The organism is Desulfosarcina cetonica JCM 12296, from assembly GCF_001311845.1.
In the GTDB taxonomy this organism is placed as follows: domain Bacteria; phylum Desulfobacterota; class Desulfobacteria; order Desulfobacterales; family Desulfosarcinaceae; genus Desulfosarcina; species Desulfosarcina cetonica.
This window is the reverse complement of the sequence record NZ_BBCC01000040.1, coordinates 26,590-40,554: the sequence shown is the minus strand read 5'-3', so window position 1 is coordinate 40,554 and position 13,965 is coordinate 26,590. Positions and strand designations below refer to the sequence as shown.

General features: G+C 59.6%; 17 protein-coding genes and 2 pseudogenes. 7 read left to right on the top strand and 12 right to left on the bottom strand.

Translation table 11 applies throughout. The features are described from left to right. A partial coding sequence (locus JCM12296_RS11610) for a tellurite resistance TerB family protein (RefSeq protein WP_218188054.1) occupies nt 1–420 on the top strand: 420 nt, incomplete at its 5' end. 10 nt (nt 421–430) lie between these two features. Beyond that, the gene (locus JCM12296_RS11605; protein ID WP_054692930.1) at nt 431–1,438 is read left to right on the top strand and encodes a TIGR00266 family protein; all 1,008 of its coding nucleotides are present in this window, start codon (nt 431–433) and stop codon (nt 1,436–1,438) included. Between the two features lie 48 nt (nt 1,439–1,486). Here the strand turns inward: JCM12296_RS11605 and JCM12296_RS11600 are convergent, their stop codons facing one another. Then, nucleotides 1,487–2,485, bottom strand: a complete 999-nt coding sequence (locus tag JCM12296_RS11600) for a YheT family hydrolase (protein WP_054692927.1) — start codon at nt 2,483–2,485, stop codon at nt 1,487–1,489. 32 nt (nt 2,486–2,517) lie between these two features. Next, a complete protein-coding gene (locus JCM12296_RS47400; RefSeq protein WP_281491982.1) occupies nt 2,518–2,649 on the bottom strand; it encodes a hypothetical protein in 132 nt (43 codons plus the stop codon). Nucleotides 2,650–2,762: 113 nt separating this feature from the next. Between JCM12296_RS47400 and JCM12296_RS41725 the strand changes: the two genes are divergently transcribed. The 5 genes from JCM12296_RS41725 (at nt 2,763) to JCM12296_RS11585 (ending at nt 6,153) form a co-directional block, all read left to right on the top strand. After that, nucleotides 2,763–3,044: a hypothetical protein gene (locus tag JCM12296_RS41725; RefSeq protein WP_157067552.1), complete on the top strand. Its 282-nt coding sequence runs from the start codon at nt 2,763–2,765 to the stop codon at nt 3,042–3,044. Beyond that, nucleotides 3,045–4,247: a TrpB-like pyridoxal phosphate-dependent enzyme gene (locus tag JCM12296_RS11595; protein ID WP_281491981.1), complete on the top strand. Its 1,203-nt coding sequence runs from the start codon at nt 3,045–3,047 to the stop codon at nt 4,245–4,247. After that, nucleotides 4,213–4,419 (top strand): hypothetical protein, encoded by a 207-nt coding sequence (locus tag JCM12296_RS51375; RefSeq protein ID WP_281491980.1) that lies wholly within the window; start codon nt 4,213–4,215, stop codon nt 4,417–4,419. Before JCM12296_RS11595 ends, JCM12296_RS51375 begins: the two co-directional genes overlap by 35 nt. After that, the gene (locus JCM12296_RS11590) at nt 4,419–4,685 is read left to right on the top strand and encodes a hypothetical protein (protein WP_054692924.1); all 267 of its coding nucleotides are present in this window, start codon (nt 4,419–4,421) and stop codon (nt 4,683–4,685) included. Before JCM12296_RS51375 ends, JCM12296_RS11590 begins: the two co-directional genes overlap by 1 nt. 289 nt (nt 4,686–4,974) lie before the next feature. Next, the gene (locus JCM12296_RS11585) at nt 4,975–6,153 is read left to right on the top strand and encodes an acyltransferase (protein WP_172683867.1); all 1,179 of its coding nucleotides are present in this window, start codon (nt 4,975–4,977) and stop codon (nt 6,151–6,153) included. Between the two features lie 7 nt (nt 6,154–6,160). On the opposite strand, the gene lipA is transcribed toward JCM12296_RS11585, so the two are convergent. From lipA to JCM12296_RS11545, 10 genes and pseudogenes are all read right to left on the bottom strand, one after another. Then, nucleotides 6,161–7,033 (bottom strand): lipoyl synthase, encoded by an 873-nt coding sequence (gene lipA / locus JCM12296_RS11580; protein WP_054692920.1) that lies wholly within the window; start codon nt 7,031–7,033, stop codon nt 6,161–6,163. A 100-nt stretch (nt 7,034–7,133) separates the two neighbouring features. Further along, on the bottom strand, nt 7,134–7,904 hold the full coding sequence (lipB, locus tag JCM12296_RS11575; RefSeq protein ID WP_054692917.1) for a lipoyl(octanoyl) transferase LipB: 771 nt from the start codon (nt 7,902–7,904) through the stop codon (nt 7,134–7,136). 8 nt (nt 7,905–7,912) lie between these two features. After that, a pseudogene (locus tag JCM12296_RS49780) lies at nt 7,913–8,331 on the bottom strand (hypothetical protein). A gap of 26 nt (nt 8,332–8,357) precedes the next feature. After that, nucleotides 8,358–9,365, bottom strand: a complete 1,008-nt coding sequence (gene gcvPB / locus JCM12296_RS11570) for an aminomethyl-transferring glycine dehydrogenase subunit GcvPB (protein WP_281491977.1) — start codon at nt 9,363–9,365, stop codon at nt 8,358–8,360. Beyond that, a complete protein-coding gene (locus JCM12296_RS47380; RefSeq protein ID WP_281491984.1) occupies nt 9,362–9,829 on the bottom strand; it encodes a PLP-dependent aminotransferase family protein in 468 nt (155 codons plus the stop codon). The genes gcvPB and JCM12296_RS47380 overlap by 4 nt, the downstream gene beginning before the upstream one ends. Beyond that, a pseudogene (locus JCM12296_RS47375) lies at nt 9,814–10,655 on the bottom strand (PLP-dependent aminotransferase family protein). The gene JCM12296_RS47380 and the pseudogene JCM12296_RS47375 overlap by 16 nt, the downstream one beginning before the upstream one ends. 43 nt (nt 10,656–10,698) lie before the next feature. Then, nucleotides 10,699–11,097, bottom strand: a complete 399-nt coding sequence (gene gcvH / locus JCM12296_RS11560) for a glycine cleavage system protein GcvH (RefSeq protein WP_054692914.1) — start codon at nt 11,095–11,097, stop codon at nt 10,699–10,701. A 76-nt stretch (nt 11,098–11,173) separates the two neighbouring features. Next, nucleotides 11,174–12,445: an aminomethyl transferase family protein gene (locus JCM12296_RS11555; protein WP_054692911.1), complete on the bottom strand. Its 1,272-nt coding sequence runs from the start codon at nt 12,443–12,445 to the stop codon at nt 11,174–11,176. Between the two features lie 57 nt (nt 12,446–12,502). Then, nucleotides 12,503–12,946 (bottom strand): Lrp/AsnC family transcriptional regulator, encoded by a 444-nt coding sequence (locus JCM12296_RS11550; protein ID WP_054692908.1) that lies wholly within the window; start codon nt 12,944–12,946, stop codon nt 12,503–12,505. Between the two features lie 451 nt (nt 12,947–13,397). Further along, complete coding sequence (locus JCM12296_RS11545) at nt 13,398–13,889, bottom strand: DUF4124 domain-containing protein (RefSeq protein WP_054692905.1); 492 nt, start codon at nt 13,887–13,889, stop codon at nt 13,398–13,400. Between the last annotated feature and the right edge of the window lie 76 nt (nt 13,890–13,965).

Below are 13,965 nucleotides of genomic sequence, written 5' to 3'. Positions count from 1 at the left end.
AGAGACGCCGCCCCCATGCCCGCACCGCCGTCAACCGTGCCAACCCCACCGGGTGCGGCAGATGCCACCGGCAATGCCGATGCGGTTCTCTTGATCCGCGCCATGATTGCGGCGGCCAATGCCGACGGCATGATCGACCAGACCGAACGCGATCAGATCCTAAACCATTTGCAATCGGTCGATCTGTCCGCCGAGGAGCATGGGTTCATCACCCGGGAACTGCTTTCACCGGCCGACCTGGACACCCTTGTGGCCGGCGTTTCCTCACCCACCCTGGCCCGCCAGGTCTACACCGTATCCCTGATGGCCATCGAGGTGGACACCCCTGCCGAACGAGACTACCTGGCTGCCCTGGCCGATCGCCTTGGCCTGGATGCGGCCACCGTTGAAGCGATCCACGACAACCTGGAAGAGAAATAGGAGATCCACCATGGCCCAATGGTATTTGAGTTATGACGGCAATCAGCAAGGTCCCATGGACTTGTCCGACGCCATCGCCCAGGCCCGGCAGAGCCCCAATGGATTTGCCTGGCGGGACGGATTTGCCGAATGGCAGCCCATTGCCAGCATCGGCGAACTCAATCCGGCTGCCGGTGCCCCCGTTCCCGTGCCACCGGCGGCAAGCCCTTCCCGTAGCCGGGCGGATGAAATTGATTTCAAAATCGTCGGTGCCGAAATGCAGTTCGTCGAAATTGAGCTGGATCCCGGTGAAAGTGCCGTGGCCGAAGCCGGTGCCATGATGTACAAGAACGGCAGCATCGACATGCAGACGGTTTTCGGAGACGGGTCGGCCTCCAGCGGCGGGGGCGGCTTCATGGACAAACTGCTGGGTGCCGGCAAGCGGCTGATCACCGGTGAGAGCCTCTTCATGACGGTCTTCACCCACACCGGCCAGGGAAAGGCCCATGTGGCCTTCGGGGCACCCTATCCGGGCAACATCATTCCCGTGCCCCTGCCCAGCGTTGACGGCTGTCTGATCTGCCAGAAGGACAGTTTCCTGTGCGCCGCCAAGGGCGTTTCCATCGGCATTTACCTGCAGAAAAAAATCCTCACCGGCCTTTTCGGCGGTGAAGGCTTCATCATGCAGAAGCTGGAAGGCGACGGCATGGTCTTCGTGCATGCCGGCGGCACCGTGGTCGAACGCCAGTTGAACGCCGGCGAGGTCCTGGATGTGGATACGGGCTGTATCGTGGCCCTGGAGCAGAGCGTCCATTTCGATATCCGCCAGGCAGGCAACATCAAGACGGCCCTGTTTGGTGGTGAAGGGCTCTTTTTCGCCACCCTCCAGGGACCGGGCAGGGTGTGGCTGCAGTCCCTGCCCTTCTCGCGCCTGGCCGGCCGCATGCTCCAGGCCGCCCCCCAAAAGGGCGGCAGCCGCGGTGAAGGCTCCATTCTGGGTTCCCTGGGCGGCCTGCTCGACGGTGACAACAGTTTTTAGGCGATTGACGGAAAAGAATGTCCCATTTCCGTAAGAACAGCGGGGCGGCTACGTCATGGTCGTCCCGCTGCCATTTTTGAACGTTGCGTCCATCACCGGTTCATACCACCCCGTCAGTTGCCATCCCAGAAAGCCGTTGTGCCCGCCATGGGGCTGGACCAGCAAACGGGTGGTATCGCTGACCGCCAGGCGACAAAAATCCTCAATGGGAATAATGGGATCATCCGCCGCGGTCACGATCGTGGTCGGCAACCTTATCTCGTGCAATCCGTCTCCGCGCAGGCTGTAGTCCCGAAAATAGGCCTTGGCGCTGTCGTAGGCACTGTAACGGACCAATAGCCGTTCGGTCATTTCCCGAATCGTATCGACCTTCATCAGATGGGAGAAATCATAGCGCGCCGGAAAACAGCGCTGTTTGATGCCCAACGAACGCCGCCATTTTTTCAGGAAATACCCCAGGATGAAGCGGTTGCCGTCGATGCGGTCGGTGGCCTTGTCCGGGTCGATCACCGGACTGACGGCAAAAACGTGCTTCAAGCCGAAAATGGGCCTTTGGGCGCACTTTCGGGCAATGCGCAAGGCGAAATTACCGCCCAGGGAGAATCCGGCGAGAAAAACCGGTCGGCCGTGTTCCTTTGCGGCAACCTGCCGCACGGCATCGAACACCTCGTCCAGAAGCACGGCGTAGAAAATTCCCGGATTCAGGTGGTGGCTGGGGCCATGATCGCGGAAATTGAGCCGGAAGACATCATACCCGCGGTTGAACAGAAAACGGCCCGTGGTCAGGACATAGGTGGAGTTCGCGCTGCCCTCCCAGCCGTGCAGCAGAATCACCATCCCCCGGTTATGGGGCCGGGGCTGACGGCTGATGAATCCCAACAACCGGACGCCTTGGTCCGTGGTCAGGACCACTTTCCGGGCGGCGTCCAGCATGGGATTGTTTCCCCAGGCCCGCAGGCTGGCGCTGGCTAAAAAGGTCTGCAACATTGCCGGCTTGAGGAAGAGGGGAGGAACGAAGGGGACTGCTTCCGGTATGGCCGAATCCATGGGGCGCTTTCGGCGGGGGTTCCCAGTCGGCATCATCCCCCCAGCTTCTTCAGTTCCACGGCCATCTCCGCCTCGGTGATCCGCACCAGCATCCGCTTGCCACAGCGCGGACAGCGGGTGCCGGTCAGATCTTCCTTGGACCGCTCCAGATGTCCGCAGTTCATGCATTGCCAGGGCTCACCGTCGCTCTTGACATATGCCGAAGCTGATGAGCGGTGCACAGCCGTTGAAGAGAACCATTGCACCCACCCCCAAAAGGCCGGAAAGCAGCTGTTTGATGAAACCTCTGCGCGTCATTGAGAATTCCTCCAAGGTGGTGTTGATGAATAGGAGCACTGATACATTCGTCGACTTTACCAGTGCCGCAAAATGCCGGTCAACAGCAAAGTCTCAGCCTTGGAACCGGCTGGCTGACGACCGGCTATTGGGTTTAACCGCGGATGCGCTTGCCCGGAGCCTGCCCGGTATTGCTGTTGACAGAAACATCCGCGCCCATTACAAGCTATCTTGTATCCATCCAGAAATAAACAAATCTGCCCGATACCAAGGAGGAACCTGAATGCAACCGAAGAGCATCATCCTGGCCAAAGATGAAATTCCGCGAAAGTGGTACAACATTCTTGCTGACATCAAAATGAACCCGCCCTTGGGACCGGACGGTAATCCGATAAGCCCCGACATGCTGGCACCGGTCTTTCCCATGAACCTGATCGAACAGGAGGTCAGTAGCGAACGCTGGATCGACATCCCCGAACCGGTACTGGACGTGCTCGCCATCTGGCGGCCCGCACCGTTGACCCGGGCCACGGCCTTTGAAAAAGCCCTGGGCACGCCGGCCAAGATTTACTACAAAAACGAGGGCATGAGCCCGCCGGGCAGCCACAAGCCCAATACGGCCGTCCCCCAGGCCTATTACAACAAGGTTTTCGGTATCGAAAACATCACCACCGAAACCGGCGCCGGCCAGTGGGGCAGCGCGCTTTCCTTTGCCTGCAGCCAATACGGCTTGACTTGCAAGGTCTTCATGGTGCGCATCAGTTTCGACCAGAAGCCCTACCGCAAGGCCATGATGCAGGCTTGGGGCGGCACCTGCATCGCCTCCCCCAGTACCGAAACCAAGGCCGGTCGCGATGCCCTGGAAAGGGATCCCAATACGCCGGGCAGCCTGGGGATTGCCATCTCCGAAGCCGTCGAGCAGGCCGTCGGCGACACGACCGGCAAGACCCGCTACTCGCTGGGCAGCGTGCTCAACCACGTCATGCTGCATCAAACCATCATCGGCCTGGAAACCAAAAAGCAGTTCGACATCGCCGGTGACTATCCGGACATCGTCATCGGCTGCGCCGGTGGCGGCAGCAACTTCGCCGGGCTGGCATTCCCCTTTGTGCTGGACAAGATCAACGGCCGCCAGATCGAAATCTATCCGGTGGAACCCAAGGCCTGCCCATCCCTGACCCGGGCGCCTTTGCCTACGATCACGGGGATACGGCCGGATACACCCCGCTTTTACCCATGCACAGCCTGGGGCACAATTTCGTGCCCGCGCCCATTCATGCCGGCGGCCTGCGTTACCACGGCATGGCGCCCACGGTCAGCCAATTGGCCAATGAAGGCTGATCACCCCGCGATCGGTGGGCCAGCTGGCCTCTTACAAAGCCGGCGTCTTGTGGGCGCGGACCGAAGGGTTCATCCCGGCCCCGGAAACCACCAATGCCCTGGCCCTGGTGGTGGAGGAAGCCCAAAAGGCCAAGGAAGAAGGTAAAGAAAAAACCATCGTGGTCAGTTTCAGCGGCCACGGCCTTTTGGACTTGGGTGCCTACGAGAAGTACTTTGCCGGCGAGCTGTCCGATTTCACGCTGGAGGATGCCGATATCGCAAAATCCACGGAAATTCTTAAAAACTACCCCAAACCCCAGAACTTCAAGAGTCGCTGATGGCACCGGATGCGCTGGCGCGGCGCTGCCCGCGCCTGGGGGGAGAAGTGACCTTCGCCTATTGTCGGCAATCTGGCGAGGAAAAAGCGCCTTGCTTTAAAATCTTCGACTGCTGGTGGGAGCGCTTTGACGTGGTGGCCCATCTCGAAAGCTGTCTTGCACCGGAGGTTTTTGCAGGGCTTGCGGCCCGCCGCCCACCACCCAACAAGGTGGCCAGCCTGGTGGATTTGATCCGTCAGGCGAAAGAAAGGGCTGCCGAATCCTAAGTTCCAGAAAAACAGCGAACCCGGCGGGAGCTCATCCCGCCGGGTTTTCCATTCAAACCGGATAGTTGTCCGATAACAACCCCTTCTTTATCTCACACTGCTGCTTTTGCTTGATTCCTTGCCCGTCTTGCTCTAATTTCATCATCCCCTAACAATGGGAAAGCAGGATACTGCGGAACGCAACGGTCCCGGTTATACCGGGCATCCACAGCCACATACGGCACGGTCACCGCCGGCACGTTGGTTGTTGCCGCGGATTCCATCATGATCTTAATTGGATACCATCAACTTGACAACAACCCTGCCCTCACCAGCAACACTTCAAACAAAACGGTTTGATTTTTTTTTCAACGACTCGCGCTTTTCCTGGCTGCCTGCGACGCTGCGGGCAAAAGGCGGACAGCAAAAGGCCCCCAAACGCCCGGAAGATGCCCACCGGCCGGCCCAGCCACAACAGAAAAGGCCGTTTTTAATTCACATTCACTATTTTCGAGCCCTGGCGATTTTTTTTGTCGTCGCCTCGCACATCTGGGTGGCCCCTTCTATTTTTGAACCGCGACTGACCAACACCCTGTTCAGGATGATCCGAGGCCCGCTTTTCAGCAATGGTACCGTACTGTTTGTCTTCATTTCCGGGTTTCTGTTTCACTATCTCTCTTCTACATTTAAATATAGCACCTACTTGCTCAAGAAAACGCAATACGTCATTCTGCCGTATCTCATCATATCCCTGCCGATCATTCTGATAAGGATCCATAGCGGCGTCTACGCCGGCTACCTGCCGCCCCACTTCAACGCATTCGGGTATCTCCACAAAGCCGCTTATCTGCTGCTTACCGGAAAGGCGTATATTCCCTTCTGGTATATCCCCTTCATCGCCGTCGTGTTCCTGCTCGCACCGGTTTGGCTGCGCATCCTCGACGATCTATCACCGCCGGTACTATTGCTGCTGTTTGTCTTCCCGGCCTTTTTTCCCCGCCATGCGTACCTGTCGGTCAACAATTTCATTTATTTCATCCCCGTTTATCTTTTGGGCATGGTCGTATCCAAACACTATGACCACCTCAGCCGCCTGTTTACCCGTTACCGGCATGCACTTCTGGCCATCACCGGGGTACTGGCCTATTTTTCCTACCATTACGACTACCTGGGCGCCATCGGCCGTTATGTCAACCTGTGGCAGAAACTGTTCCTGACCTTTGCCGCGCTGGGTTACCTGGCGAGGATCGAAAACCGGAAAAGCGCATTTGTCTCCCGGGTGGCCGACCTTAGTTTCGGCATCTATTTCCTGCATCCGATGATCCTGTGGGGGGTGGGAAAAATCCTCGTCGTGGAGACCTATTTCCGCTACAACGCTTACCTTGTGTGGACCCTCAACCTGTTGTCCTGCTTTCTGTTGTCCTACACGGTGGCGCTGATCGGCAAACAGCTCTGCGGATCGAAAAGCCGCTACATCCTGGGGGTGTGATCACGCTTCATCCCTCATGGAAGAGATTTCCGGCATGGTAAGAGCTTCTGACGAAAGGACCTGAGGCAACCTTCGTAAAGCCTTCGTCCAGGGCGAATTGACGCCAGCCATCGAAGGTCGGCGGCGGGACGAATTCCACCACCGGCAGGTGCTGTGCCGTGGGCTGGAGGTACTGCCCGATGGTGAGCATGCGGCAACCGGTGTGACGGATGTCCCGGATTACCTGGCGCACCTCGGCCTCGGTTTCGCCGAGCCCCAGCATGATGCCGGATTTGGCCGGAATAGTTGGAGCGATCGCCTTTACGCGGGCGAGCAGTTCCAGGGAACGCTCGTAGTCAGCCTGGGGACGAACGGTGGCGTACAGCCGGCGCACCGTTTCCATGTTGTGGTTGAGCACGTCGGGCCGGGCGGCGAGCACCGCCTCCAGGGCCTGGCGGCGGCCCTGAAAATCGGGGATAAGAACTTCCACGCGGACAGCGGGGATCGCTTCCCGCAGGGAATCGATCGTGGCGGCAAAATGGGATGCGCCGCCATCGGCCAGGTCATCGCGGGTGACCGAGGTAACCACCACATAACGCAGGTGCATGCGCGCCGCTGCCTCGGCCACGCGCCGGGGTTCGTCGGGATCCAACGGTTCCGGCACGCCCCCATCGATATTACAAAAGCGGCAATTCCGCGTGCAGGTGGCGCCCATGATCAAAAACGTGGCCGTATGGGCCGAGAAGCATTCGAACTGGTTGGGGCAGTTGGCCTCCTGGCAGACCGTGTGGAGCCGGCCCTGGTCGATCATGGCACGGATTTTCTCGTAGTCCGCCCCGGTGGGCAGCTTGCGTCTCAACCAGGGGGGTTTTCCGGTGCGGATGGGATGCGACGCACTCATATTATCTCTCACCAAAGGATCGGTTGTTCTCGGTGACATGTGAATGTCAAATGACAAAATCCAAATGTCAATTGAAGGATCACTTCGATTGAATCGATTCTCATCCACCACTTGACATTTGACATGGGGCCGTTGACATTGTCTCTACTCGGTGCCCGAGCTTCTCGCAAAGCGCAACGACATCCATTGTCGTCAAGGTCAGCCCCAGGCATTCCGCCAGGTGCCCGGCCATGACCCGGCGCGCCTCCGCCATGGGTACGGGCCGACCCAAATACTGCTCGCAAGAAGTCATACGCACCTGCGCCAGGCCGCAGGGATGGATCCAGCCAAACGGCTCCATGTCGGTATTGACGTTCAACGCCAGGCCGTGGAAACTCACCCCGCGCCGCACGGTAATACCGACGCTGCCCAGTTTGTCCGCGCCGATCCAGACGCCCCGATTGGCCGGGTCGGTGCCGGCCGGGACGCTCCAGTGACCGGCGGTGCGGATCATGGCCTCCTCCAGCGCGGAAACGAATTCGACGACCTTCAGGCGATGGCGGGAAAGATGCACGATCGGATAGACCACCAACTGTCCCGGCCCGTGGTAGGTGATGTTGCCACCGCGCCCGGTGGGGATCACCCGAACGCTTTTGGCGGCGAGAAATTCATCCTTGACGCACAAATTCTCACGTCCCCCACGCCGGCCGAGGGTGAAGACACGGGGGTGTTCGAGGATCAGGACCACATCGGCATCCAGACGGCCGTCGATCTTGGCCGCCACGACGGCCAACTGCAGATCCAGGGCCGCCTGGTAATCGGTCAGCGGCAGATCGACCCACCAGCCAGTCGGGGAATCTGAAACCTGAATATGATCCACCTCGGTTGCCATGGAACGTTCTATCCTTTCAAACACGGGCTCCTTGCCGCGAGGGTCTCATCCAACCGCCGCACCTTGGGAAACTGGGGTGCTTCGTGCAGGCAATCGGGGCATTCCCTTGCCTCCTGGGCGATCTGCCGCATGGCGTCGATGAACAGGTCCAAGGTCTCCTTGGATTCCGACTCGGTGGGCTCGATCATGATGGCCCCGCTGACCACCAGAGGGAAGTAGATCGTCGGCGGATGGAAGCGTGATCCATGAGCCGTTTGGCGATGTCCAGGGTGGAGACGTGGTGTTCCTGCTGGAATTTGTCGGTGAAGACGCACTCGTGCATGCAGGGCCGATCAAAGGGCAGATGGTAATCCGTCTTGAGTTGCTCCTTGATATAATTGGCGTTGAGCACGGCATACTGACTTACTTCTTTGAGAAGTGGCCCCATGCTGAGAATATAGCTGTGGGCACGGATCAGGATGCGACGTTGCCGTAGAAGGCGTGCACCTTGCCCACGGAAAGGGGATGGTTTTCATCCAGGTGGAAGCCCTCGCCGTCCTTGACCACCCTTGGTACGGGCAGGAAGGGTTCCAGTTCGCGGTTCACGCAGACCGCACCGGCACCCGGGCCACCGCCGCCGTGGGGCGTTGAGAAAGTCTTGTGCAGGTTGAGGTGCAATACGTCCACGCCGAGGTCGCCCACGTTGACCACGCCCATGATGGCGTTCATGTTGGCCCCGTCACCATAAACCAAACCGCCCTTGGCGTGGACGATGGCGGCCACCTGGCGGATGTTGTCCTCGAAGAGTCCCAACGTGTTGGGGTTGGTGATCATGATGCCGGCGGTATCCGCGTCCATGAGGCTCGCCACCGTCTCGGGCTGAAGGATTCCCTTCGGCCCGGACTGAACCGCAACGGCCTTGAATCCGCACAGGGCCGCGCTGGCCGGATTGGTGCCGTGGGCCGTATCCGGAATGAGAACTTTACTGCGTGGCCGTCCCTTGTGCTTGTGGTAGGCGGAGAAAATCAGCATGCCGGTCAACTCGCCTTGGGAGCCGGCCGCCGGCTGCAAGGTCACCGCCGGCAAACCGGTGATCTCTCCCAGGTCGGCCGCCAAATCATGCATCAAGGCCAACAGCCCCTGGGAAAGGCCCTCGGGCAAAAGCGGGTGGGCGCCGGCGAATCCCGGCAGGGACGCCTGGCGTTCGTTGGTCTTGGGGTTGTACTTCATGGTGCATGACCCCAAGGGATACATGCCGCTGTCCACGCCAAAATTCCATTGGGAAAGCTTGGTGAAGTGGCGCACCACGTCCAACTCGGAGAGATCCGGAAAGTCCGGTCCGTCGCCGACCAGGGCCGGATCCAGGGGAGCCTCGTCCACGTCCCGGCGGGGTAGCGAAACGCCCATGCGCCCCGGCGAGCCTTTCTCCCATAAAAGCGGTTCATTGAAAATCAGGCCGGTGGTTCCCATCTTCTCTTTCATCGGGTCACCTCCTTGACCAGGGCATCCATGTCAGCACGATCGATGGCCTCGGTCACGCACATCAGCCAGCCGTCGGCCAGCTCGGGATAGTACGGCGCCAGGTTGAGGCCGGCAACGATCTTCTTCTCCAGCAGTGCGTTCCAGGTGCTCTCGAACCCCTTGGGAAAACGCACCACGAACTCGTTGAAGGTCGGCGCGCTGAAGACAGAGGCAAATCCGGCCTTGGCCAACGCCGTTTTGAGATATTCGGCGCGGTCGCGGTTGAGCCGCGCCAGTTGGCGGATTCCCGTGCCGCCCAGGGCCGCCATATACAGGGTCGCCGCGGTGGCGCAGAGCCCTTGATTGGTGCAGATATTGGAAGTGGCCTTCTCGCGGCGGATATGCTGCTCGCGGGTAGCCAGGGTCAGGACGAAGCCGGTGCGGCCGTCGCGATCCACGGTCTTGCCGATCAGCCGGCCGGGCATGGTGCGCACATATTGCTGCCTGGCGGCGAACATGCCCAGCCGGGTCCGCCGAAGCTCTGGGGGATGCCGAAGCTCTGTCCTTCACCGCAGGCGATGTCCGCCCCGCAGGCACCCGGATTCTTCAGCAGGCCGTAGGCCAGGGGTTCGCTGAAAGCCACCACGAAGAGGGTCTTGGGATCGGCGTGGATCATCTTGCCGGCGGCGGTCAGATCCTCAATGCAGCCGAAGAAGTTGGGACTCTGCAGGGCCACGCCGGCCAACTCGCCCAGGGCCGCGAGACCGGACAGGTCGGTGCGGCCGTCCGGGCCCACGGGCAGTTCCACCACCTCGAAACCCGTGGCTTGAAATAGGTTTCCACCACCCGCCGGTACAGGGGATGAACGGCACGCGAAACAGCCACCTTCTTGCGCTTGGTTACCCGGATGGTCATCAGCAACGCCTCGGCCAGGCCCGACGCGCCGTCGTACATGGAGGCGTTGGCCACATCCATGCCGAGCAGACGGCACACCAGGCTCTGGTATTCGTAGATCGTCTGCAGGGTTCCCTGGCTGATTTCCGGCTGGTAGGGGGTGTAGGCGGTGAAAAGCTCGCCGCGCAGCAGCAGTTGGCGATTCATTTCAGGGATGAAGTGATGATAGCTGCCGGCCCCCAGGAAGACCTTGTAGGCCGGAGAAGCGCCCATGCCGGCGGCCAGGTTGTCCATGTGCCCGTTGAGTTCCCACTCGGTGAGGGGCTCGGGCAGATGCATCGCCGATTTCCGGCGGCAGTCCGCGGGAATGCTGGCGAAAAGTGCCTCCAGATCCGCCGCGCCCACCACCTGAAGCATCTGGCGAATGTCTTCCGGAGTATGGGGCAGGTATCGCATGGGATTATCCTTTCAACATGTCAAGATAGTCGGCCTTGGATTTGAGGGCGTCCAGTTCGGAGGGATCGCCGGGCTTGACTTCCAGCATCCAGCCGCCCTCGTAAGGATCGGTATTGACCAGTTCGGGCTGGTCGGTCAGGGTCGCATTGACGGCCGTGACTTCGCCACCCACAGGCATGTACAGCTCGGATACGGCCTTGACCGATTCGACGGTACCGAACTCATCGCCCTTGGCGAAGCTGCTGCCCACCTCGGGCAGTTCCACGAAGACCACGTCACCCAACTGGTCCTGGGCGTAGTCGGAAATACCGATGCGCACCACCTCGCCAACGGATTTGGCCCATTCGTGGTCATCGGTATATCCCACGTCTTCCGGCAGATTGAGTTCACTGATCGCTTTCATCCATTTCCTCCCTGATTGTATATTGTAATGGTATGTTACCCAAACCGCACCGGTCGGGTGCGCCAGATAGGGTATGTTAGATCATCGCCTTCATGGGCTTGCGCGCCGTGCGGTGGGGACGGATATCCGTCACGATGGTCACGGCCAGCTTGCGCCGGGCATCGGCGATATCCACATGCTGACCGGGATTGAGCTTGCGGTCCACGCGCACGAAACCGCAGCACAGCCCCTTGGCCTTGAACCCCGCCGGCCGGTCGGGACTGGCCACGCTGACAATCGCGCCGTCATGCATGCCGATGCCCATGTCGGTCACGCAGGTCAGGACGTGTCCGATGGTGCGGCCGTCGGCATCGATCACCCGCGAATCCGCACCGGCGGTGACCTTGCGCAGATCGCTGCCGACAAAGGCGTGAGTGAAGGAGACGTCGGTCAGGTTTTCCAGGGCTTGCCGGCCGATGAAATCCTTGGTGAATCCGGTCTGATCGGCGTTGAACGGCAGGGCGAAGGGCCAGGGGTGGTTGATGAAGGGCCAGTGCCCGATATCCTGATGGGAAAGGGGCAGCATCGCGCCGGCCCGCAGGCTGTCGCGGGCAGCCAGGCCGCATGCCCGCACGCCGAATGCCTGGCCGGTGGTCAACAGGTGGTCCCACAGGGGTTGGAGGCGGTCCGGGGCAAGGAAAATCTCGAAGCCGAACTCGCCGGTGTAGCCGGTCCGCGACAAGAGGATGGGCGTTCCGTCGGCCAGGCGGACGGCATCGGCCCGTGGCGAGGCCGCATCCCAGTCGCCCTTGAACGAGAAATAGGGCATGTTGCGCAGGACCGCAGCAGGGTCAGCCAACAGCGGCGCCAGCACCTTGGCGGCGGCCGGCCCCTGCACATCCATCTTGCCCAGCCGGTCCGTGAGATCGTCGATCACGACATCCCGTCCGCCCTGATGGCGACGGAGATGATCGGCCACCGTGGCCCCCATGCCGGCATTGACCACCACCATGTAGTGGCCCGCGGCCAACAGGAAAACGATGGCATCATCGACGGAGCAGCCGTTCTCATCCAAAAACGCCCCGTAGACGCAACGCCCCGGTGAAAGGGGCTTGCGCGCCGGCCCCACGCAGGCCTCCAGGTTGTTGGTGAAGCAGGCTTGCAAAAGATCGGCGGCCCCGGCGCCGTACACGCTCACGGCCGCCATATGGCTGGTGTCGAAAATCCCCGCCCCGGTGAGGACCGCCAAATGCTCATCTTTTACCGATGAATACCACAGGGGCATGTCATAGCCGCCGAAGTCGGCCATGTTGGCCCCCTGACGGCGATGCCAGGCGTTAAGCGGGGTCTGTTTGACGATCGTTTGCATGGTTTGGTCTCCTGGCCGGGCAGCGTGATCGTGAGGTGGGAAGATCCCGGCAATCGTTTAGAAAATGTATGGAATCTTGAGATTATAGCTTTTGTAGACCACAAACGTCTCCACGGACTGGACACCATCCAGGCGGGAGACCTCTTCGGTGTAGAATTCGAGCAGGCCGAAGCCTTCCTTGAGCAGCACCACGAGAATCAGGTCGAAACGACCGGTGACCACGCTGACCGACACCACCCCCCGGATCCGGCTAAACGCTTCGCCTTTTTTCACCAGATCCATGGTGCTCAATTTGACCCCCACCATGACGACCCGATGGAGGGGAATCGCCTCCGGATCCACCAGACCGACGATATCCAGGACGCCTTCTTCCTCGAGCTTGCTCACCCGGGAACGGATCGTGTTCTCGGAAACCCCGAGGTCTTCAGCAATTACTTTATAGGACTTTCGGCCCTCCTGCAAATGGCGGATGATGGAAATGTTCAATTCGTCGATCTTCATCCTGCTCCTTTCATCAACATGACCGATGATTACAAAATTTAATCGAATATGATGATTTAGTCAAATAAATATCTATGGATTAATTTTTTCATCAAACATTAACCAAGATACTGTCGTTATCATCAATATCTTCAAGTCAAATGGGGGTATTTCGGGGAGGGCGGGTTTTGTGTGGCGGCGAAGGTTGATGCATCCGTAAAAAGCCGCATTTCCGACGGATTCGTAACAAGCCCGGGGGCACGGCGTTGCATGCCGATCACATGGCGATCAACGCCAGGGCAATATCGGCCGTCGCCGCGCCGCACCATTGCTGCCATCCCAGACGCTCGTGAAAGACCAGTCAGGCCAGGGCAATGGTGGTTGCCGGATAGAGGGAGGCCACCCTGTCACCAGAGGCCCAGGATGCCTTGAATCGGGTCGCACGGGTGATTCTCCGGATGGCAGGACCCCTCTATTGAAGGAAATACCCCTTTGGGTCACGCTCCAGAGAATCAATTTTTTTCTGAACCTTTTCAATCATTGCCGCCTTCTGGCCGGGGCTGAAGGTGGGCCCCAAGGCCCGCCCCTTGATGGCGTCAATCTCCTTCTGTAACTTCTCACGTTCCGCGACAACCCGGCTGTCCAGCTCCGCCTTCCGGCGATCGGCTTCTTTTTCAGCTTCCATGGCCTTTTTCTCGGCCTCTTCCTTAAGCTGCCGATCGGCGGCCTGGCTGGCCTTGTCCACCATCCGGTTGTAGTCTTGGCGCTGCTGTTTTTCTGCTTGCGGGTTGTTCGGGATCTCGTCGATCGTCTGGACGTCTTTCGCATCTTCGGGAGGTGGCGAATCGGAGAATCGCTTGACCCCGTCGGCATCCGTCCATGTATAAACACTACCGGCCATGACCGCGCCACACCATAGTGCCATCCAGGCCACAACAGCCAACAAAACGATATTTCGACACATAAATACCTCCTTAAGCGTAATCTGAGAATGATTATAGATGGCCATGGCGCCAAGTCAATACACAAGTACCGGCCAT